The sequence below is a fragment of the Sulfuricurvum sp. RIFCSPLOWO2_12_FULL_43_24 genome (genome assembly GCF_001829605.1).
In the GTDB taxonomy this organism is placed as follows: Bacteria; Campylobacterota; Campylobacteria; order Campylobacterales; family Sulfurimonadaceae; genus Sulfuricurvum.
Window position 1 is genome coordinate 18,290 of record NZ_MIBT01000087.1, and the last position, 19,624, is coordinate 37,913.

General features: G+C 44.5%; 31 protein-coding genes and 1 pseudogene. 11 read left to right on the top strand and 21 right to left on the bottom strand.

From position 1 onward, the window contains the following. Window positions 1–3 precede the first annotated feature (3 nt). The 5 genes from A3G19_RS08005 to A3G19_RS08025 form a co-directional block, all read right to left on the bottom strand. Window positions 4–624 (bottom strand): hypothetical protein, encoded by a 621-nt coding sequence (locus A3G19_RS08005; protein ID WP_294871879.1) that lies wholly within the window; start codon window positions 622–624, stop codon window positions 4–6. A gap of 18 nt (window positions 625–642) precedes the next feature. Then, window positions 643–1,032 carry a VOC family protein gene (locus tag A3G19_RS08010; protein WP_294871881.1) on the bottom strand — a complete coding sequence of 130 codons (390 nt, stop codon included), beginning with the start codon at window positions 1,030–1,032 and terminating at the stop codon, window positions 643–645. Window positions 1,033–1,278: 246 nt separating this feature from the next. Continuing rightward, window positions 1,279–1,692 (bottom strand): hypothetical protein, encoded by a 414-nt coding sequence (locus tag A3G19_RS08015; RefSeq protein ID WP_294871884.1) that lies wholly within the window; start codon window positions 1,690–1,692, stop codon window positions 1,279–1,281. Beyond that, complete coding sequence (locus tag A3G19_RS08020; RefSeq protein ID WP_294871887.1) at window positions 1,689–2,579, bottom strand: DMT family transporter; 891 nt, start codon at window positions 2,577–2,579, stop codon at window positions 1,689–1,691. Before A3G19_RS08020 ends, A3G19_RS08015 begins: the two co-directional genes overlap by 4 nt. A 79-nt stretch (window positions 2,580–2,658) precedes the next feature. Continuing rightward, window positions 2,659–3,204 carry a hypothetical protein gene (locus tag A3G19_RS08025; protein ID WP_294871890.1) on the bottom strand — a complete coding sequence of 182 codons (546 nt, stop codon included), beginning with the start codon at window positions 3,202–3,204 and terminating at the stop codon, window positions 2,659–2,661. 101 nt (window positions 3,205–3,305) lie between these two features. Here A3G19_RS08025 and A3G19_RS08030 point away from each other — a divergent pair, with 101 nt between their 5' ends. Both A3G19_RS08030 and A3G19_RS08035 read left to right on the top strand, forming a co-directional pair. After that, complete coding sequence (locus A3G19_RS08030; RefSeq protein ID WP_294871891.1) at window positions 3,306–3,848, top strand: YbhB/YbcL family Raf kinase inhibitor-like protein; 543 nt, start codon at window positions 3,306–3,308, stop codon at window positions 3,846–3,848. Between the two features lie 6 nt (window positions 3,849–3,854). Then, on the top strand, window positions 3,855–4,604 hold the full coding sequence (locus A3G19_RS08035; RefSeq protein ID WP_294871893.1) for an arylamine N-acetyltransferase: 750 nt from the start codon (window positions 3,855–3,857) through the stop codon (window positions 4,602–4,604). On the opposite strand, the gene A3G19_RS08040 is transcribed toward A3G19_RS08035, so the two are convergent. The 6 genes from A3G19_RS08040 to A3G19_RS08065 form a co-directional block, all read right to left on the bottom strand. Continuing rightward, the gene (locus A3G19_RS08040) at window positions 4,594–4,935 is read right to left on the bottom strand and encodes a hypothetical protein (protein ID WP_294871895.1); all 342 of its coding nucleotides are present in this window, start codon (window positions 4,933–4,935) and stop codon (window positions 4,594–4,596) included. The two genes, A3G19_RS08035 and A3G19_RS08040, sit on opposite strands and share 11 nt — an antisense overlap. A gap of 2 nt (window positions 4,936–4,937) precedes the next feature. Beyond that, complete coding sequence (locus A3G19_RS08045) at window positions 4,938–5,333, bottom strand: 4Fe-4S dicluster domain-containing protein (RefSeq protein WP_294871898.1); 396 nt, start codon at window positions 5,331–5,333, stop codon at window positions 4,938–4,940. After that, window positions 5,324–5,713: a NifB/NifX family molybdenum-iron cluster-binding protein gene (locus A3G19_RS08050; RefSeq protein WP_015653786.1), complete on the bottom strand. Its 390-nt coding sequence runs from the start codon at window positions 5,711–5,713 to the stop codon at window positions 5,324–5,326. Before A3G19_RS08050 ends, A3G19_RS08045 begins: the two co-directional genes overlap by 10 nt. Window positions 5,714–5,724: 11 nt before the next feature. Continuing rightward, on the bottom strand, window positions 5,725–6,099 hold the full coding sequence (locus tag A3G19_RS08055) for a 4Fe-4S dicluster domain-containing protein (protein ID WP_015653787.1): 375 nt from the start codon (window positions 6,097–6,099) through the stop codon (window positions 5,725–5,727). A gap of 110 nt (window positions 6,100–6,209) precedes the next feature. Further along, the gene (locus tag A3G19_RS08060) at window positions 6,210–6,659 is read right to left on the bottom strand and encodes a TOBE domain-containing protein (RefSeq protein WP_294871901.1); all 450 of its coding nucleotides are present in this window, start codon (window positions 6,657–6,659) and stop codon (window positions 6,210–6,212) included. 10 nt (window positions 6,660–6,669) lie between these two features. Beyond that, a complete protein-coding gene (locus tag A3G19_RS08065) occupies window positions 6,670–7,560 on the bottom strand; it encodes a NifU family protein (RefSeq protein ID WP_294871904.1) in 891 nt (296 codons plus the stop codon). A 94-nt stretch (window positions 7,561–7,654) separates the two neighbouring features. Here A3G19_RS08065 and A3G19_RS08070 point away from each other — a divergent pair, with 94 nt between their 5' ends. From A3G19_RS08070 to A3G19_RS08095, 6 genes are all read left to right on the top strand, one after another. Continuing rightward, on the top strand, window positions 7,655–8,050 hold the full coding sequence (locus A3G19_RS08070; protein ID WP_015653793.1) for a NifB/NifX family molybdenum-iron cluster-binding protein: 396 nt from the start codon (window positions 7,655–7,657) through the stop codon (window positions 8,048–8,050). Next, window positions 8,043–8,270 carry a hypothetical protein gene (locus A3G19_RS08075; RefSeq protein ID WP_015653794.1) on the top strand — a complete coding sequence of 76 codons (228 nt, stop codon included), beginning with the start codon at window positions 8,043–8,045 and terminating at the stop codon, window positions 8,268–8,270. The genes A3G19_RS08070 and A3G19_RS08075 overlap by 8 nt, the downstream gene beginning before the upstream one ends. Next, on the top strand, window positions 8,267–8,866 hold the full coding sequence (locus A3G19_RS08080) for a hypothetical protein (protein WP_015653795.1): 600 nt from the start codon (window positions 8,267–8,269) through the stop codon (window positions 8,864–8,866). Before A3G19_RS08075 ends, A3G19_RS08080 begins: the two co-directional genes overlap by 4 nt. Window positions 8,867–8,965: 99 nt before the next feature. Next, a complete protein-coding gene (locus A3G19_RS08085) occupies window positions 8,966–9,451 on the top strand; it encodes a hypothetical protein (protein WP_015653796.1) in 486 nt (161 codons plus the stop codon). After that, entirely contained in the window at window positions 9,448–9,675 is a 228-nt protein-coding gene (locus tag A3G19_RS08090) for a hypothetical protein (protein WP_015653797.1), read from the top strand. The genes A3G19_RS08085 and A3G19_RS08090 overlap by 4 nt, the downstream gene beginning before the upstream one ends. 60 nt (window positions 9,676–9,735) lie before the next feature. After that, a complete protein-coding gene (locus A3G19_RS08095) occupies window positions 9,736–10,842 on the top strand; it encodes a hypothetical protein (protein ID WP_294871906.1) in 1,107 nt (368 codons plus the stop codon). A gap of 114 nt (window positions 10,843–10,956) precedes the next feature. On the opposite strand, the gene A3G19_RS08100 is transcribed toward A3G19_RS08095, so the two are convergent. The 3 genes from A3G19_RS08100 to A3G19_RS08110 are packed head-to-tail and all read right to left on the bottom strand — an operon-like array spanning window position 10,957 to window position 13,436. Continuing rightward, complete coding sequence (locus A3G19_RS08100; protein ID WP_294871909.1) at window positions 10,957–11,268, bottom strand: hypothetical protein; 312 nt, start codon at window positions 11,266–11,268, stop codon at window positions 10,957–10,959. Between the two features lie 21 nt (window positions 11,269–11,289). Next, window positions 11,290–12,441 carry a VWA-like domain-containing protein gene (locus tag A3G19_RS08105; RefSeq protein WP_294871911.1) on the bottom strand — a complete coding sequence of 384 codons (1,152 nt, stop codon included), beginning with the start codon at window positions 12,439–12,441 and terminating at the stop codon, window positions 11,290–11,292. Continuing rightward, the gene (locus A3G19_RS08110; protein WP_294871914.1) at window positions 12,441–13,436 is read right to left on the bottom strand and encodes a MoxR family ATPase; all 996 of its coding nucleotides are present in this window, start codon (window positions 13,434–13,436) and stop codon (window positions 12,441–12,443) included. Before A3G19_RS08110 ends, A3G19_RS08105 begins: the two co-directional genes overlap by 1 nt. A 176-nt stretch (window positions 13,437–13,612) precedes the next feature. Between A3G19_RS08110 and A3G19_RS08115 the strand changes: the two genes are divergently transcribed. Beyond that, a complete protein-coding gene (locus tag A3G19_RS08115; protein ID WP_015653802.1) occupies window positions 13,613–14,170 on the top strand; it encodes a hypothetical protein in 558 nt (185 codons plus the stop codon). Between the two features lie 110 nt (window positions 14,171–14,280). Here A3G19_RS08115 and A3G19_RS08120 read toward each other — a convergent pair whose 3' ends face one another. The 7 genes and pseudogenes from A3G19_RS08120 to A3G19_RS08155 form a co-directional block, all read right to left on the bottom strand. Continuing rightward, window positions 14,281–14,697, bottom strand: coding sequence for an ArsC/Spx/MgsR family protein (locus tag A3G19_RS08120; RefSeq protein ID WP_015653803.1), 417 nt, complete (start codon window positions 14,695–14,697; stop codon window positions 14,281–14,283). Further along, the gene (locus A3G19_RS08125) at window positions 14,697–14,939 is read right to left on the bottom strand and encodes a hypothetical protein (RefSeq protein WP_015653804.1); all 243 of its coding nucleotides are present in this window, start codon (window positions 14,937–14,939) and stop codon (window positions 14,697–14,699) included. The genes A3G19_RS08120 and A3G19_RS08125 overlap by 1 nt, the downstream gene beginning before the upstream one ends. After that, entirely contained in the window at window positions 14,932–15,645 is a 714-nt protein-coding gene (locus A3G19_RS08130) for a hypothetical protein (RefSeq protein ID WP_015653805.1), read from the bottom strand. The genes A3G19_RS08125 and A3G19_RS08130 overlap by 8 nt, the downstream gene beginning before the upstream one ends. Next, a complete protein-coding gene (locus A3G19_RS08135; RefSeq protein ID WP_363922128.1) occupies window positions 15,614–16,123 on the bottom strand; it encodes a VWA-like domain-containing protein in 510 nt (169 codons plus the stop codon). Before A3G19_RS08135 ends, A3G19_RS08130 begins: the two co-directional genes overlap by 32 nt. Next, window positions 16,097–16,812 (bottom strand): annotated as a pseudogene (locus tag A3G19_RS08145) (hypothetical protein); the annotation flags it as partial. The gene A3G19_RS08135 and the pseudogene A3G19_RS08145, both read right to left, overlap by 27 nt. After that, a complete protein-coding gene (locus tag A3G19_RS08150) occupies window positions 16,745–17,758 on the bottom strand; it encodes a MoxR family ATPase (RefSeq protein ID WP_294871920.1) in 1,014 nt (337 codons plus the stop codon). The gene A3G19_RS08150 and the pseudogene A3G19_RS08145, both read right to left, overlap by 68 nt. Further along, window positions 17,755–18,084 carry a nitrogen fixation protein NifQ gene (locus A3G19_RS08155; protein WP_294871922.1) on the bottom strand — a complete coding sequence of 110 codons (330 nt, stop codon included), beginning with the start codon at window positions 18,082–18,084 and terminating at the stop codon, window positions 17,755–17,757. The genes A3G19_RS08150 and A3G19_RS08155 overlap by 4 nt, the downstream gene beginning before the upstream one ends. A 143-nt stretch (window positions 18,085–18,227) precedes the next feature. On the opposite strand from A3G19_RS08155, the gene A3G19_RS08160 reads away from it, so the two are divergent. Next, window positions 18,228–19,259 carry a hypothetical protein gene (locus A3G19_RS08160; protein ID WP_294871925.1) on the top strand — a complete coding sequence of 344 codons (1,032 nt, stop codon included), beginning with the start codon at window positions 18,228–18,230 and terminating at the stop codon, window positions 19,257–19,259. A gap of 54 nt (window positions 19,260–19,313) precedes the next feature. Next, window positions 19,314–19,622 carry a nucleotidyltransferase domain-containing protein gene (locus A3G19_RS08165; RefSeq protein ID WP_015653813.1) on the top strand — a complete coding sequence of 103 codons (309 nt, stop codon included), beginning with the start codon at window positions 19,314–19,316 and terminating at the stop codon, window positions 19,620–19,622. The last annotated feature ends 2 nt before the right edge of the window (window positions 19,623–19,624 follow it).

Sequence of the window (19,624 nt, forward strand, 5' to 3'; positions counted from 1 at the left end):
GGATTACTTTTTCATCGCCATCATCAAAAAACCCGTAAATCCGGCATTGTCCTCTCCGATTAGAGGACTCACCTGCGATTTCATCTCTTCGAGTACCTTTTTGTATCTCTCGTAAAACTCGTATGTTGGACGGGGTTTATACTCCATACCGCTGATCTCAAAAAACTTAATTATGTCCTTTGTTGTGGTCGGCTTGATAAAGAAGTCTTTGTCCCTCGCGTAATAGTACGGAATTAGCGTCACAATAGACCATTTTGCGAGTTTATAGATGCCGAGCACATCGACGAGGATGGTAAATCCTTTCTCTTTGTTCCCGTGCAAAACCTCATACAGTCCAATAGCAAGCATATCTTGCTGCTCCATACTCATCTGTTTCACCATATCTCTGACTTTGGGTTTTTCAAAAAGTGAGATCAAAGAGGATTTGGAGACGATCTTTGTAAAACTCTCGCAAATTTCTTCGGTATGAACAAAACGATCAGGTGCAAACAGTTCTCTCACGCTTTGACCTATTTTTGCCGTATTGTGCCGTTTGATGATCGGCAGAAGTGCTTCGTCTGCGAATCCTTTGGGGTAAAAGGCAAAAAAATTGGCTTCAGCACCTTTGAGCTTTTCAAGATTCATCGCAAATCCTTTGCGATCTTAAAACGACATTTGGTATTCGATCATCGAAATAACGGCACCTTGCGGGTCTTGGATGATAGCAAAATCGCCGACTTTCGGTATCGGTGTGATCTCCACGATAACGTTCGCCCCCAGCTCTTTTGCTCTTTGTAACGTAGCCTTAATATCCAGTACGGTTACATAATTGCCCCAATGCGGCGGTATCTTTTCATCGCCGCATTGCTTTATATCCATAATTCCCGCCATTTCTTGACCGTTTAATGTTACTAACTGATAGTCAAAATCGACGTTATCGGCTTTTTTAAACTCCCAACCAAATACGTCGCCATAAAACTTTTTTGCCCCTTCAACATCGCCCGTTAAAAGCTCAAACCAACTAAATGCGCCGTGTGTCGTAAATGGATTCATTTAATGCTCCTTATACAATTTGTTTTTTTGGTTCTAATCGAAAAACAAACCAACTTCATCAAAAGATTTTACACAAAAAAGAAAAACGTCTATCCTGACTTTATAAAATTTCTTTTGTACTATCCAAAACCCAAGCTGATGCAGATTAGATTAGCAGATTAGAGATTAGCAAGGTATTCAATCTTCAAAGTCTGTTTGAAAGCATACAAACCAGCAAATTCTCCTATTTGATGACCCGATCTTGATCTAGATTTCAGAATCCTTTTCATCTCTGATCGTAAAGTTCGCAAATGCACCTTCGACGCTCATCGTATTTTTATACTTTGTTGCCGTTAATCTCACCGCTTTTGTTTCCAAATTACAAACCGCAATACGAAAATTCGATCCCATAAAAGGTTCCACAATGCAGACAATATTCCCCTCTACTTCGCGTGTCGCATGTATTATCCCTTGTAAATTATGAAAAAAATACTTAGGATAGCTTAGTGGAGTTATTTCGACAACCTCAGAATATCTTTTTTTATCCAGCGTACTCGCAATGGTCATAGCATCCTCAAAATTATCAAACTGTATACACCAATCATCAAATATTTTATTAAAATGGTTTAAATCCTCATCCAAAAACCCGCCTGCCGGAGATTGCAAAGCATAAATACTCACGTAGCTCCTTTCGCTTTTCTCATATTAAACAGTATCACCGCCATAAATGCCATCAAACATCCAAAAAGTGTGGAAATTGCCAACGTTTCACCGTACACGACCCAGCTCGACACGATAGCCCCGACAGGGACGATAAACATAAACACTCCCGTCCGATGCGCCCCTACTTTCCCCGCTGATACGAAATAAAGCGCCGTGCTAAACGTCCCCGGTATCACCCCGATAAATAGGATCGTCCACCAAAACACGCTGTCAAACGCGGCGAAATCAAACGGACGGTGCGGCAGGGCAAAGAGCATATTGATAAACGTCGTGATACCGAAAACGACCAACGTATAAAACATCAGATCGGCTCGCTTGGCGGCTTTTTGAGAAACCACCGTGACCAATGCCCACACAACCGCACATCCGAGAAAATAAGCGCTATCGATATTTAAAAATGCGAATCCATCAAAGGGGACACGAAGCAAAATCAGAGCACCTAAAATTCCGATGGAGAGGGCACCGATTTGTCGGGTGGAGACCTTCGTCCCTAAAAATGAGATCGAGAGGATATAGGTGATGATCGGGGCAAGTGACGTGACCATCGTCCCACCGTAGCCCGCATCGCCGTGTGAAAGTCCGGCAAAAAACAGGTAATTAAACAACGATGTTAATATCCCCGCGATCACCATGTACATTAAACCTTTTCGGTCTGTTTTGAGGGGGGTTTTTAAATACCAAATGATAGGAATAATGCTGATAAACGAGATCGCATAACGCCAAAAAGCAGCAACTTCCGCATTAGAGTGTTCCGCCGCAACCTTCCCCGCCGTCCATGCGAATCCCCAAAAGAGCATTGCGACAACCATGCCGATTAAATAGATATTTGTAGATTCTTTTTTCATGGCGTGATTGTGCGACTTTTTGGCTTTGAGGTGGGTGAATTTAATTTTTAATTTAGAAATTATATTAAGAACTGTAAAACTATGCAGAAATAAAAGATTTTTCTTTTGTTTCGTCGTTCGAAGCACTCAGAATCTGTTCTAAAAAGCCTATCTCAGCGATCCCCGATTTTTGCTCATCATTACGGATCATTTGGATTTGTTCTAACATTTCAGAGCTCATGAGCATTTCACTCTCTTGAGTTTTTTTCTCTTCCTCTGCTTTTTGTGCCTCCATCATCTCCTCAATAAGCTGCTTTTTAAAGTCACTCACCATTTTGTTGATGTCCATCGGGATTTCGGGGTTTTTTTCTTTCTCTTTAAGTAGTTTTACACGGTACTCTTCGACGAGGGCTTTGATCTTTTCTTCGTCCAGTTCTTTGAGAAAAACAGCGGCACCTTTGGTGCGCAAGTCATCTTTAAACTTGCTCAGTTCATTATCTTCGGCATTGATCTCATCGCGTGTTTTATACTCTTGTGCTGGATAAAACTGTGCAATCAATGCCGCATAATCTTGATCGATACTCTCATCATTAGGTATGCAGGATAACGAATTGAGCGACGTATTGATAACAGAGGCTACATTCATGATAATCTCCAAACGTGATTTTAGTACTTATAACAAGCAAAAATCGTTCTCTAATGTGATAAAAACGTAGTACAATTTAGCATTACAATAAAAGGGATACCATGCGCCTATTATCAATCATTTCGGTTCTTTTAATCGCGGGGGGTTCTTCGCTATTTGCCGATAACTTCACCCTAAAAAGTGAAAACTTACTGGGTCAGCTCACCAAAACTCAGGAGTTTTCTGGATTTGGATGCGATGGGAAAAATATCTCACCCGAACTGCACTGGAGCGATGCCCCGAAGGGGACAAAGAGTTTTGCGGTAACGGTCTATGACCCCGATGCGCCGACGGGAAGCGGCTGGTGGCATTGGGTTGTATTTAATATCCCATCATCCGTGACATCGATTCCTGAAAACTTTGGTGATACTACGAAAAAACAACCGATTAGTGCAATCCAAAGCATCACCGATTTCGGCAAAGCGGGATTCGGAGGAGCCTGCCCGCCCAAAGGGGACAAACCTCATCGCTATATGTTCACCGTCCATGCCCTCGATGTAGACCATCTCGATTTAGATGATAAAGCTTCTGCCGCATTGGTGGGATACATGCTCGGAATGCACACGATCGCCAAATCGACTCTGATATCGTATTACGGGAGATAAAGAAGAATGACCGCATCCAACTTCTCCCTCTCCGACTATCTCCGCCGTATCAACTACAACGGTCAAACACGCCCTGATCTATCAACCCTCACGGCACTGATGTCTGCTCAGCTCCAATCGGTTCCGTTTGAGAATACCGAAGTCCAAGCAGGTCGTATCCCCTCTCTCATCCCTGAAGAAATCACTACAAAAATTATCATGAATGGACGCGGGGGCTATTGCTACGAAGTCAACGGTTTGTTCGCGATGGCACTCACTGCCATCGGATTCGAGTGGTATTTTGCGGGGGCTCGTCCGATGTTTTATCCCTCTCGACGTCCTAAAACCCACATGGTGGTAATCGTCACCATCGAGGGAAAAGAGTATTTGTGTGATACGGGATTCGGTGGGTATGGAATTCGAGAACCCTTAGAGGTAGTAGATGGAAACATAACCGTACAAAACGGTGATACATTCCGATTTGAACTGCTCAATGGTGAGTATGTACTATATTCACTCGTAAATGGTGAATGGGCACCGCAATACGGCTTTGCCCTTGTCCCTCAGGAGTGGATCGAATTTAGCCTCGCCAACTATTTTAACGCAACACATCCCGATACCATTTTTACCCAAAAGAAGCTCGCGGTGATGCAAACACCAAACGGGCGGAAAATATTGGTGGATGATACGTTAAAAGTGATTGAAAACGGGGTAATTAAAGAAGAGAGTATCGAGTATTCACAAGCGCTGAGTGAATACTATAATCTTAGCGTGTGAGTTCCGCTATGAGGAGTGAGCCTCGCACCGAAGCTTTAAACGTTTTCATTTTTTCTTGGGTGATGATCGCCATAGCCATTTCCCGCTCTTTTTTGATACGTGCAAAAAGAGTTGCGGTAGGAGTATCACGCGCCTCACGGATCAAGAGATAAACTTCCTCATCAAAGATTGCACTGATGTAAGGTGGCAAAGCATCATACAAAGCCATAAAAACAGCACGCTGTTCCTCATCCATCTTACACGAATCATCGGTAATTTTCAGAGCAACGGTCACGGCACAATCACGTGCAAAGATATCGAGATCGTACGCCACTTTCTCGATGGGTTTCATACTCACCCTACTTCTTCGAGATCTTCCGGACCTTCTTGAACGATATGCCCGACACCGCGCATCTCATTTGGGATATCTTTACGGTATTTTTTCTCTCGGAATGCCGGAGATTTAGGGACACCGTTCTTCTCTGCGAGTTTGTACATCTCACCGTTTAGGAAATGTGCATCGAACTCTTTGGTAAAGGGCATATCCCACGTGATACATCCGATACTAGGGCAAATCGCCGCACATTGCGGATCATCATACACACCGACACACTCGATACACTTCTCAGGAGCCACGTAATAACGCTTGTTCCCTGTCGGATTGTTCAAATCATCTACGATCGCATTGACCGGACATTGTTGCAAACACGCATCACACGTGATGCAGGTATCATCGATAATTACAGACATTTTATCTCCTTGTCTTTTGTGGTGTGTACTATTCTTTGTAACCACGGCGGCGGATTGCCTAATAACAGCTCTTGAAGCTTTACAATCGTCTCATCGATTCGATCGTTCTCTCCGGAGCGCATCGGATATATTTTGGAAGCCAATACCATTTTTGAGGCGGTAGGGCCGATTTGAGAGCAGTACATAATGTCTGCTTCTTTTACCGTACTGATTTTATAGGCGAGCTTTTCGTGTTCGTCTTCGATCGCATCTTGTGAACTGTCTAGCGTTTTAATAAACTCTGCGTTATCCTCAGTGATACGATAAAGCTCAAAACTCTTCGACCAGCCAAAGTGCTGATTGACCGTTACACCATCCGATGAAGCAAACGCGATAAGCATCCTATATCCTTTTAAACCGCTACCGCTTCACGCGCTTCACGCGCCGCAATAGTGATGTCATCACGGAAGGTTTGCGGAGAAACTTCCGGTGAGAGAAGACCACGCTTTTTGCTGGTGCTGATCACATACTCAGAACTGTTGACATAATAATCATTGTAATCTTCCGTATATGGCATATCCCAAACGATACATCCCTCTGTTGGACAGGCCGCAGCACAAGCAGGTGTTGAAGCATGACCGACACACTCGATACATTTTTCCGGTTTTACATAGGTAAATTCCCAATCCTCACGCGGAGAATCTCCCTCACTTGCGATTGCACTTACAGGGCACTCATCGATACAGGCATCACAGTTGATGCAAGAATCAGTAATCATTACAGCCATAATTTTCTCCTTACCATTATTTTAAATACGCCAAAGGAGCAAAGCCCCTCTTGACTACGCTAACGCTGAGTTCTCTTTAGTAGAGAGCTCATATGTTCTTGTGCACATTATCAGTTTTGACCCTGATACAATTTCTCTTTGCATTTTTCATACGAGGTGGAATCCAAAACCGGCATGAGTTTGATATCGACGGCTTTGAGTAATAATGTGACGGAACACCCCTCACATAACTCCATCCGCTCGAATGCATCGGTAGTAATCAGAGAGTTGAGTTTTCCGCACGGAGTATCCACACTCACTTCGCTCAGAACAATACCTTTACGAAAATGTTGCAATTCACCGGAGAGATGGTTTTCGATCGAAACACTCCCCTCTTTGGTTCCCTTGCAAATCGCAATCGCCGCCTCTTGGATACGACACTCGACCTCTTCACCGATTCGGAGCCATTTCGGAGCTTCAGTTTTTAAAAGCTTTAATACCGTCTCTTTTGTCCGAACGGTGATACAGCTAAAAAACTCATCACTTTTAATCTCTTCAACCGTCGCAGAAAATGAGTTCATAATAGACTCCTTACCAGAGATAAATAACAATCTTTTTATCAATAACTTTTTCAAACTGCTCTAAAATCATCCCCGCCGTCGAGGTAGGCCCGAGATGGCATCCCGAACAGGCTCCCAAATAGCGCAGCCAAATTTCAGGAGTATCTCCGCCGATATAATTGACCAGTTCCACTCCACCGCCGTCACTCGCCAACGTAGGGGCGAGGTTTTCAGCGATCACCATTTCGACTTTCGCGCGCTGCGAGGATTCATCCATCATCCGAAATGCGACATTTATGTCGGTCGCTTCTGACATATTACTGACATACGTAAGAAGTGAATGGGCTTGTGCTTCTCCGCTATGAGCGGCACGAATCATCCATCTCATCGAATTTAAAACATCTTCATCACGGAGCAAAATCCCCAGTTTAAGCTGAGCGGTTGGCATGTTGGCTTCTGCTGCAGTTGTGTAGTAACGAATAGCTTCTGCTTTATCCGCAGTGACACCAATCCCATTTTCATACATTCCACCCATATAAAAAGAAGCAGTCTCATGCCCGTATGCTGCTGCACGTTCAAACAAGCTAAAGGCTATCGAAATATTTCTCTCTACCCCAAACCCTTTAACATACATGGTTCCCAGATTTACCATTGCATCCGTATTCGTAGCACTAAGTGGTTCCCAAATCGATTTAGCCACCATATAATCTTTTTTATCATATGCCGCGATTGCTGTCTCCATTAATGGTTGTGCTTCCATGCTCTTCTCCTCACGATGTTTTAAATTTCTGCGTAAATCACTCATTGCCTCATCATAGGTATCGCCATACCCTTTGAGCTCTGGAAAATCACAGCTGTATATTTCATAACCGTCTCCCTCTTCATTACTAAAATAGTGATAATGAGTTCGAAGGTCTTCCATATGTAGCTCTTTTTATGAGATAGAATGCAATTGTCATTCTAAAATGATCGAACAAAATATGCATAAGCTCTAATAATTCATCAAAGGAGCAGCGATGTTAGCAATCCCTGTAGAATCTGATTCACCGGGTACGATGAGCACAAAACTGTTTGGCAATGCCAAATTTTTTGCGTTGGTCGATCCGCTCACAAAACAAAGCACTATCATCTCGAATGAAGGGTGTGGCAACGGTATACAAACGGCTAATTATCTTTTGGAAAATGGGGCAACCTCTGCCGTTTACGGCTTTTTGGGAGATGGACCGTTTCACGTTATGGTACGCGGAGGGATGAGCGTTTATTGGCTAGGTTCTGAGACGATGCCGCTCAACGAAGCAATCGATGTAATATTCACCCAAAGCCTCATCCAAGTCACCCCTGAAAATGCATCGGATTATCTCGATCCTGGTACTGCTGCGGGTGCATGCGAATGCGGGTGTACACATGAGTGAAATTATCACATCTGAAATGGTAGAAATTCGGTCACTTATCGCTGAAACGGTTGCCAAACGCAATGCACTCAAACTTGAAATGGAACATTGGTATGAAACAAACTCAAGCCGTTTTAACCGTACCCATGAGCTGATCACGGTTGATTCGACCCTCTCTGAGTTGGATAGCCACTATAAACGGTTATGGGATTACCATAACGGCAGATCAAGAGCTTCATGAGCACTTTCTCCTCTTCTGCTCGTCTTCTCACCGATATTGGAGAGATTGAGCAGTACCGGAGAATTTTGGATAAAGACAGTATCAAAAGCGGTGAACCCCACTGGGCGAGTATGGGAAAAAATACCATTACTCTCTTTCAGGTACTCATCGATCAGGATTTGACCCATTTGGTGATGGTGTTGCAGCACTATCCCAAATACATTGAAGCGGTATGTGAACATTTTCGCTATGCCTACAGTTACAGCGAAAACAGTGCCGATATCGATGCGGCATCCGAGCTTTTAGAGATAGGTGAACCCTATTTTACAAAACAATTTGTTCGCAATGTGATGCGTAAATTGCCGCGTTTGGAGAGTGATGATCGTGATGCCTTACAACAGTTTTTGGAACGCCTAAACGAGAATCAAAACCGTTGGCATCCTCTCGTTACGATGCATTATCGTCATAGTATTAAACGTTTAATCGATACGTCGTCTCTTCACCCCCTGCAGCGGATCGTGTTAGAGAAAAAAATTGCTTCCGTGCGCGAAGTAATGACCTACGATTACGAAGCAAGTGATCGGGATTCAAATCTTGATATCCCCTATATGACGTAAATTCTGCCCTGAAATGGCAAGCTTTAGTGCCATAGCGGCTAGCGTAGCATAAGGGATTTTATTCCTTGTGCGTTTAAATTTAAATAGCAGGAGTTAATTATGAATGAAAACCTAAAAAGCGAAGTATTAAAACATGCCCGTAATGCGTTTGAGCATGCGTGCACCTTACGCGAAAACGAACGTATCGAAGTCTACCTCTATGATGGTGCGGTAAAAACCAGCGATGTTTTAGGTGAAGATGAAAAAATGCTCTACAGTCCTAATAGAATTTTGTGTTATCAAGTCTGGGGACACGATTACCTCGAAGGGGAGATCCGTGCATGGATCGATCATGCGCGCTTAGAAATCAATCCTAAACCACTCGAAGAAAGCATCCTCGAGACATTGAATAAACTTGCTGTTTCAAAAGGTATTAGTAACGATGACGTGAGCTCGTATGAAATATTCGCCAACCTCCGAATGGAGCAAATCGAGCAAATCGAACACGCCATTATCGAATACTGGTGGGATAACAAAGAGGTTGAAAATGCCAAATCACTGGCATTAGAGCAAATCAACGACGCACTGGCGAGTATGGAGGGATGATACTCACCCTTTGTTCTGCCGCCGGTAACGTTCACATCAATATCAGTGCAGATCAGTTCAAACATCTGCGCGAGCCATCCCTCACAAGCGATGATATTTGTGCGATTGCCGCTGAATGCGGATGTGATTGCGAATTGTTGATCGGTTATGTAGAGGATTTGAAAAAATCAATTCGTGAAATGATCGACATCGACAGTTCGTGCGACTATTCGGATCATCTGTAAATACATTTCACCTAATCAATGCTATAATTCAAAAGTATGTATATTATTAGGAGTTGTTTTATGTTTTTGAAGAGTCTTCTGGTGTCAAGTGCATTACTCATGTCTGTTCTCATGATGGGAGGATGTACGACAGCTACTCCCCACGAATCTCTCAAAAATGCAATGACGAAAACTTTTGACACTACCGGATATAACTATATCTCCACAACACGCATTACGAAACTCTCTTTTCCCGAAGATGAAACCAATACAACAGCACTCACCTCTCTTTATTTGCAAAAAGGGATCGATGTCATCCGTGGATTTTCATTTGGGATTAACGGAGCGATTGATTATCGCGATACCATCCGATCCGAAGCCACTTATGATATGCATTACAATCGGGATAATGTGGAAATCTCGATGAAATTCCCATTTTTGTTCGATTATTCCACCAAAACACTCTATATGGGAAAAACATTTCTCAACACCATCTTCCCGATGAAGGGAGAAGATGAGGGGAAATTGATACGATTTGATCTTAATGATACCCTCATTAGCACCCTCATCGGCGAAGAGAGTATGAAACAATTCGATGAAAAAAAGATCCACAGTATCAACGCTGCGATTAAAGAGGGGACGATCAAAGCATTTAGCGACATAAACGGGTCACATTTTAGTTATCAACCGCTCAGTATTTTAGAAAAAAACAGTGGAAGTACGAAAACAGTACACCTCTCACTCGATCGAAATCAATCCGTTACGATGCTCTTAACCGTTCTCGATTCTATGATCCAAAAAATGTACTCTGAATCGATGATTACCAAAGAGATGTACGGCTCCTATATGTTTATCAGCGATCCAAAACAACTTGAACCGCTCATCGAAGAGTTGAACTTACACCTCGATTTTAATTTCGGCATCGATTCAGACGGACATATCGTTTATGTACAATCACTGATCAATGCATCCGATAAAACCGATCGCTTTACCCTCGGTATCGAGAATACTACCTCATTGGAACATTTCAATGCCCCAAAATTCACCCTTGATCCAAAGAGTTCGGGGAGTGTCGATTATATGAAAGCTTTTCGTGAGTGGAAAAAGCTTCTCCCCGCCGATACAACCAAAGATTCGTTTGAAGATATTGAGAAAATCCAAGATCATAGCAGTGAGCAGATAATATAAATTAATAGGTAGCTTTCTCCCGTATCCGAAAGATGCGGGTAGCTTCAGGGGGTTGTAGGGACATTTGTCCCTGCCACTAAAACGGACAAGTTCGTTTTAGTGTGTAATATCAAATTAAAAAAAGAACCAAATCAACAACGCCGTAGCGATGGCGAGGTTGAACCAGCTCCCCCCCTCTTCGAACATCATGAGCAGAAAATCAAAATAGTATTTTTCATACCATGCAGGTGAATGGGAGAGTGCATCTTTAGCATACGCGGTGATTGGGGCTCCGTAGATAAAGGCGATGATTTCAGGAACAATCAAAAAGAGGACAATCCCCAGAAATCCCCATACCGATTTTTCGGGTTTCATCGATTTTAGAGCTTGTGCAGTTTTCGGATGGTGGGCGAATTGGCGAGCTTTATTGAATAGTTTTTGTTTCATGAATGCAATTATACCGTTCCTTTAGCTCTCAAATATCACCAAAGCTCTCCCAAACGGCACTTTCGCTTTTCTTGACAATGCCCACAACACCTCATAATTCGGCGGGATACGAGGATAAGACCCCTCACCATCGGTAAAATACAACAACATGGTCGTCATCGGAAGATTCGCTTCGACATAATCGAACGTCGGGCGATAATCGGTTCCCCCTCCCCCTTTGAGTCTGAAATCCATCCGTTCGCCCCCTTGGAACGTATGGTGAGCGTGGACTTTGGCATCGGCGATGATGAGTTCTATTTTGACGGAGGGGAAGTTTTGCATGATGGTTTTGAACTCCTCCATAAACGCCCCCAAAAGCTGATCGTCGATAGAGCCGCTCGTGTCGATCGCCACACACAAACTCAGCGTATCGCTGGTGAGCGAGGGGAGAGCAATCCCCCGATGGATATGCTTTTTGTTCGGAGGCATAAAGGCGTAGTTGTTGCGCATGTGTCGGTTTACGGCGTTGTAGAGTTCAAACCGCCAATCGACATCGGCTGGTTTTACTTTTTTCCCTAATCGCTCCAACCCTAGGGGCATAGCCCCCTTACGCTGAGCTACCTCCTGAGCAATCGAGGCGGCGTATTGCCATTGCAACTCATCCGAAGTATCGAGTTCATCGGCGATACCGTCGATGTTAGTAAAACCTTGGGAATCATCCCCCTCTTGTTCCATCATAGCGTTTTGTGGCGCACTATCTCCACTCTCCCCAAACGCATCCCCCTCTCCGAGATTTAGATCACTTTTAAGCGCATCGTATATCTCTTCGGCATACATCCCCTCATACTCTTTGTTGTAGTTTGCCCCTATCGGGATATGCAGACCGCTTTTGGAGAGGAGATTGTTGATCGCATAGTCGGTCGCTAACTGCCAAAGCCTCCCTCTGCGGTTCAGTTTGCGCTGCTGATGGGAGAGGACATGGTGCATGACGGCATTGGTGAGGATAAACATCACCTCCTCAACACTTCGACGCTCTAAAAAATCACTATTGTAAATAAACCGCTTTCCGTTACTCGCATACCCCGAGATATCAACGCTTGGCTCGAAGTTTAAGCGTGAAGCGAGCATCCCGAAATAGGGATATTTGACGGTCAATAAACTCTTAGCACGCAGGAGCAGTTGTTCGTGCGACATTATCGTAGCAGTGTGTTGAACTGTTTCATCCACAACGGCCAACTCTCGACATGATCAAGTTCGATTTTCCGTGCACGGAGGTCTTGAATAATCATCACCGCAAACTCACCGGGGAGTTTCAACGAATAGGTAATGAGATGGTTCAGTTTTTTACTGCTCGTGTAATCATCAACTCTCATGGATAAAGCGGTACAAAGGATATGCAAGGCGGAGGGGTCACTCGGTACATCGGTGCATTCACCTAGCATAATCGCATCTAAATCTGGAAGCTGTGAGGCAACGAGACGAAACCCCAGATACGATGCCGCCAACTCCTCTCCGATAGCACCGCTCACCATCGCCATCACCAAATCCTCTTCAGGGTTGGAAGCCATAATATCATGAACATACTGCCATGTTCGAGGTGTTGCAAACGATCTGCTCTCTGCATTAAAGACGAACAGTGCATCAGGGCGGTGGGAGATATAGGCGATGATTGAGGGCTCGATCCCCGCCCCTATCGCCCAGTTACGCCAATCCTCGACATTGGCTTCCATCTCCAGATGAACAAAACGGTTCGCCAGCGGTGCCGCCATCCGAAATACGACACCACGATCGCTCTCACGATTTCCCGCCGCCACAATCGCCCAACCATCCGGGAGACGATATTCACCGATTTTACGATCTAATATTAACTGATATGCAGAAGCCTGAACCATCGGTGCTGCGGTATTTAACTCATCCAAAAACAAAATCCCCCGCTCTTGCGAGCCATCAGGTAAAAATGCCGGAGGTGCCCAGATCGCCGTGTCGTTTTTGGAGTTAAAAAACGGAATACCCCGAAGATCGGTCGGATCGAGAAGCGACAAACGCAAATCGATAAACCCTATCCCCGCTTCATTGGCTATCTGAGCGACGATAGAGGATTTCCCAATTCCCGGAGGTCCCCATAAAAAGACGGGAACTTTACGTTCGCACAAATGAGCGAGGGAGCGTTTGGCACTTTGAGGATTCATGGTTTTCCTTATTCCCGTCATCCCGTACTTGATATGAGATCCATCTTAAAAAAAGTGCTGGATTCCCAATCGAGTTGAGAATGACGATGTTTTATTACTGTGATGCAATTATTATGCGAAAAAGATAGAACAGAAATTGTATTGAGTGTTTTATTACAATCTTGAAGGAACCCCACATGTCTATCCAAAGCTACATCAGCGAAAACAAACTCGAATGGATGATCGTTTACAATGCCGCCACTGATGCATACAAATACGCGTATCGCGGATGTCTCATCGTAACCGAAGGTAAAGTTATCACTGCGGATAAAAGCCTACCTCCAAAAGATATCGTTAAACAAGTTATCCTTGCAACCAACAGCGATACCATCGATTTTATGGCGCTTGAGCTTCAATCTTTGGATCTTTTCGAAAGTTTTGTTGCAAAATACAAAGAGTATTTGACTCCTGAAGGAAAATATCTCCTTTTCGTCTCTGACATTATCGGAAAAGGGTCATTTGTTTATGAGGGAATTACATTCAATACGTTTGCATTGGATGAAAGCTCTGTATGGAATGACTTGCTCGAACTCGGCGATCTTTCAAAAGGTGACTTGAAAAAGATGTCTGACAAAGAGAAAATCGATGCAGTTGCAAAAGAAGTTTCACGCAGTAATCTTCGTCTTAGCGACAAAACCTATGAAGAAATCAAAGCGTTACAACGCGGTGGAAAAGCTTCATTCGGGGCAGTGTAAACTGCTTTGTAATGCCCGCCTAAGCGGGTACTAGTCATTCCGTGCTACGACACGGAATCTACTTCTTAGTAAACTGGATCCCGTATCAAGTACGGGATGACAAAATGATTTTACTCTGCCCTCTTCTCCAAACACCCTTTTTCCATACAGTTGATCTTCGGCATTGCTTCGACATAACGATCGAGTATTTCAGAGACTTTTTTCTCATCAAATCCGCATAGCTTCTCGCTCCCGATCACCATTAACGGGCGACGGATTAGAATCGGGTTGGACATCAACAGTCCCATCGCTTCAGCTTCATCCAGCTCACTCGGCATAATTTCACCGTTTTTGATCGCGGGAGCGGCAGGATTAAACCAATCAACTACCTTTTTATCCCCCATAAAGCTGCGTAGAGCATCAGCATCCAAACCGTGTTCAAGGAGATTACGCTCGATCAGTGTACAGCCGCTTGAACGTAGAATCTGCTTTTGCTTGGCATTGGCGGCACAAAAAGGTTTTTCATAAAAGACTACTAACTTTACCATTATTCTATCCCGATTACCGCACGTCCGCGACGGTTAAGATAATAGGTCTCATACCCGTCATCCCCGATACTCATGCACTCACCCAAATACCCTTCATCGTAAAGCTCCGACATAATATTTTTAACCTCGGTTTTGTCCATTTGGGCATACTCGGCTATATCATCCGATTCGTAAATATTGTATTCCCACTCATCACTGAGATTAAAGATGGTTTTCATCACTTTGAGTTTTATCTCAGTCATGGGATTCCTTTAGGTGGGTTATTTGTTTTTGCAAAACAATGGCCTGGAGCGGATGGAGTTTCTCACGTGCAATCCACTTTTGGAACTCATCACTGTAATGCTGTTTAATCACTTCATGCAATTTTTGTACTTGATCATTCAGCTCCGACAATAGAGCCTTTGCTTCATCAAAAGTGTAGGTTTTGAGCGGTTTGAGCCGTCGCAGTACCCCTTGTACCAATTTCTCATTGATATGCTCCCCTGAGAGTTCTAAAAACTTCGATGCCCTCAAAGCTGTCGCGTAGTTCTCATTCCAAATACGGCCGTTGATCATCTGATCGCAGGCTTGATCTGTAAAGAGCGGAAAAAGGTTCAATACCTCCAACAGTTCGCTAAAATCATTATCGACAAGTGCCCGAAAAAGCATACGGCTACGGTTGCGGATATGGCGACGCAATTCAGGGTCACCGATAACCGATGGATTAAGCCGAGTAAATCGCTCCAATGCCCCCAGACGGGAGTGGTTAAACGCCATAATCGCCACATCAGTGTTCGGGTCACTCACTTGGACCGGATGCGAGCCGCTGGGACGATGAAACGCCCACAGCAATCGGGCTTCATCGTCTTCATGGTACAAGTAAATGGCATCACCCTGTTCCTCAAAATCCAAATCATCTTTGAGCAATTCGATATGCTCACGGTAAGTCAAAGTAGACGACGTCTCCATAACGCTCAAACCTTTTCAAATTTTTCTTCTCGCTGAGTAAAAACAGTGTCTGCATCGCGGGAGCTTTCTCCACCGTAAAATATCCATCACTGAGAATCACAGCAAGATTTTTCTCCCCTGCGTGAGTGTTTAGATACTCCAGTACCGGATCAAACTGCGTCCCTCCGTTCCCTTTGGCAAAACTAATATTAGGTAATATGCCTTGCGCGTCGTAGCTTATCTTCTCTTCGATATACACCCGTTCATCGAAGGGAATCACACTCACCTCGAAATCGTGACTCATGCGAACGATGGAGTCGATAATCCCTAAAAAACGGGCGAATACATCCGATGTGATGCTCATCGAGCGATCCAGAAAGATAAAAAAGCTCAAACGATTGCGATCATAGCGATATCCGGGGAGATATAGCCCTTGATGAATAAACCGGCGGTTGGGGTGGGAGAAATCGGACTCTTTATCGAAAAAACTCTCCGACATATAGGCATGTAACAACGTGTGCAAATCGATAGAGGGTTTGGTAATCTCATCGAACATCTCTAAAAGTGAGGCAGGGATATTCCCCTGCTTCCGCGCCGCCCCCATCGCTTGGATAATCAACGCATCCAGTTCCTCTTCGGCTACCTTCGTATCACCCTCGTGTTCAATGATATCCATCTTCTGCTGTGTGGGGTTATCTTCAGATTGTTGCCCTTCTCCCTCATCGCTCTCACGGTAGAGGCGTGGTACACTTCCTCTACACTTTTGTCGCGAAACGACTCGATCACCATCGCCTCTTCATCTGCTGATCCAACACGCTGAAAATCACTCAGCAAAAGCCCGATAACGATATCACAACTGCGATTCCACGTCGGCTTATCACGCCCAAGCATACGAAAGGGGTGTTTGAGGAGGATATGGAGCAGTACATGGGCATAGAGATATTTCAACTGTCCATCATCATACCCCATCGTTTTGCTCTCATCAACACGGATACTCACCCCATCGGTCTCGAAAAGCACATGAGGATTGTTCTGGTATTTATGGGGGATCGAGAGGGCTAGGACACTTAAAAAAGGGTGATCGAAAAGGAACTGAACCCGTATTTTTTCGAGACGCTCGTTAAAGGATATAGTCGCCATAGCGCTCAATCCACTCATCAAACTCCGCACACTCCGCGATAGAAGCATCTTTGACGATAGCGTCTTTGATGAGCATTACACCAAACTCGGTTGGCAAAATTTGCGCGAAACCAAACAGATGCTTCGATGCTTCCTCGCCTCCACGGTAAAGCTCCACCATCGCCGACACGAGTGCGTACAACAGTGCTGGTTCGCTTTTATCGATAGTGGGGTATTCACCTCTATAGATAGCCTGAACATCGGGGAGCTTTTCATACACTTTGACATAGGAGAGGAACTCTATTCCCGCCCCGTATCCGATCAACCCGTAAATGATGGGAGCGATACGGGAAGTATCGCTAGACGTCTTTAATACATTTGAGAGCATATGATAACTGCGCGGGGTTGCAAAAGCGGGGTTGCTGTCATCTTCACTCACCGGCTCAGAGGTCAGCAGATCAGGACGAAAGCTCAAAAATCCAATGACAAACGAATGTAACCCTTCTCGAATGGCGAAGAGTTTAAAATCCTCAAACCGCGCCTCGACACTTAGATGTACCATCCGATTCGCCAGCGGTGTAGGGAGACGAAACACCACCCCACGATCGGATATGCGGTTCCCGGCGCAGATGATCCGCCATCCGAGAGGGAGTTCATACTCTCCCATTTTACGGTTGAGGACGAGCTGATAGATCGCCGCCTGCACAGAGGGAGGAGCGGAGTTAAGTTCATCAAGAAAGAGTATACCGCTTGAGTCACGATCGCGCGGAAAAAAGATAGGCGGCATCCATACCGTCTGCTCATCACGAATTGCCGGAACACCGCGCAAATCGACGGGGTCCATTTGTGAAAGACGGACATCGACCAGTTCCAATGCATGTTTTTTCGCCACTTCGGCAACAATATACGATTTCCCAATCCCCGGCGATCCGTGGATAAAGACGGGGATATCGGCATCGATGAGCGTATCGAGATGGGTATAGAGTTCCGTGGTTGTAATCGATGGTGTCTTCACGCACTCGCCTCCGCAATCAGACACGTAAAGCAGTGTTCTTGATCATTGCACGTTGCACACGCGGGTGCAACCATACCGATCGCATCGTAGAGAAATTTTTTCCAGAGTTTATCTTTGGGCTTAAGTTCAGCAAGGCGTGGAAAATGTTCTGCCATATATGAACCCATCTGAACACGGCTTTTAAAGCCTAAATCTTGGTAGAGGTGGTTCATCTCCAACGATTTTTTGGCAATCAGTGGCGCAATAATATAACGGGCTTCATCGTTAATGGCATATTTTTTCAGATAGTTTTCGATTTTCTCACGCATCACATCATGCTCGCTCATCACATTCTCCTTGGAGTATATAAACGAACAATTGCAATTTTTAGTCTAGAGTTTATCCAGATTCTTCGGAGCCTTTTAAAAATAAAATCTAAGCTATAATTCGCGTATTAATATAAGAATCCAAACACAATTGAGGACAAAGCTTGCTTACTTCGACCAATATAGAAGAGTTGATTACAAAAGCCACAAAGTACTTAGGTGGTCTTTTACATGAAGCATTTCATCACAGCGATAAAGAAAATGCGATTGTGGTGTATGACAGACGATGTCTGATTGCTACTATTTTGATGGAGGGGTACAAACGCGCCCTCCCCCATGCAAGGATGATCGATTTCGACGAACACGAGCCCCAAGAGGTTCGGGCACTTTTAGAAGCTCTGAATCCCTCAGATTTGGTAGTGTTGATCCAATCGACCAATTTCCGCCTCGATGCATTCCGTTTGCGTGTCGAGCTCTTTAAACTCAAACTCAAAGTAATAGAACATCCCCATCTGAGCCGTATGTCGGACGATGAAGCATCCTATTTCATCGATTCGCTGGAATACGACAAAACGTATTACCGACATCTAGGTCGTACCCTCCAGTCTAAAATAGATCAAGCACCCATGGGGGTACTCGACACTGGCGGAGAACTACTGATCTATGGTTCTCCGTTCGAGTCTGCCAAAGTCAACATCGGCGATTACACGGGATTACCCAACTGGGGCGGTCAGTTCCCTCTGGGGGAGGTGTTTACCGAAGCGCAAGATCTCAGAGCCGTTCACGGACGGGTCAAAATTTATTGTTTCGGGGATGTAACGTATAAAATCAATACCCCTGAAACCCCTATCACCCTCATCATCGAAGAGGGGCAAGTCGTGGCGTGTGAAAATTCGACTCCTGCGTTTGATCTAATATTATCTAATATACGCCGAGATGAGGGGGGAGTCGTTTGGATACGGGAACTCGGTTTTGGACTCAACCGTGCCTTTAGCAAAACGCGCACCGTCGCTGATACCGGAACCTATGAGCGCATGTGCGGAGTGCATATCTCACTGGGGGCGAAACACGGCACCTACGGCAAACCCGGTTTTAAACGCCGTGACGGACTCTATCACGTCGATGTTTTTGCCGATACCCATACGTTTTCTCTTGGGGATGAAGTGATCTATAGAGATGGGGCTTTTGTAATTTAAGGTATTAATATCACTTGCATCGTTTCAAACAGATTATTTGCTATAATCGTTATTATGAATAAAGAACAAATCTTAGATTATCTTAGAAATGTCAAAAGCACGTATGCGCAAGAAGGATTTTTGATAGAAGCCCTTTTCGGATCATACTCACGTGATGATGCCGATGCGAAAAGTGACATCGATATTCTCGTCGAAGCAACACCGCAATTTGCCTCAAAATACGGTTTTCAAGCCTTTGAGCGCATCCGTCAAATCCAAAATGAGCTCAGTAGTGCCCTCGGTGCTAAAGTCGATCTAGCAGATCGCACGGGGATGGGAAAAACGGCTAAAAAATTTATCATTGATCGGGCTATTTATGTCTAAAG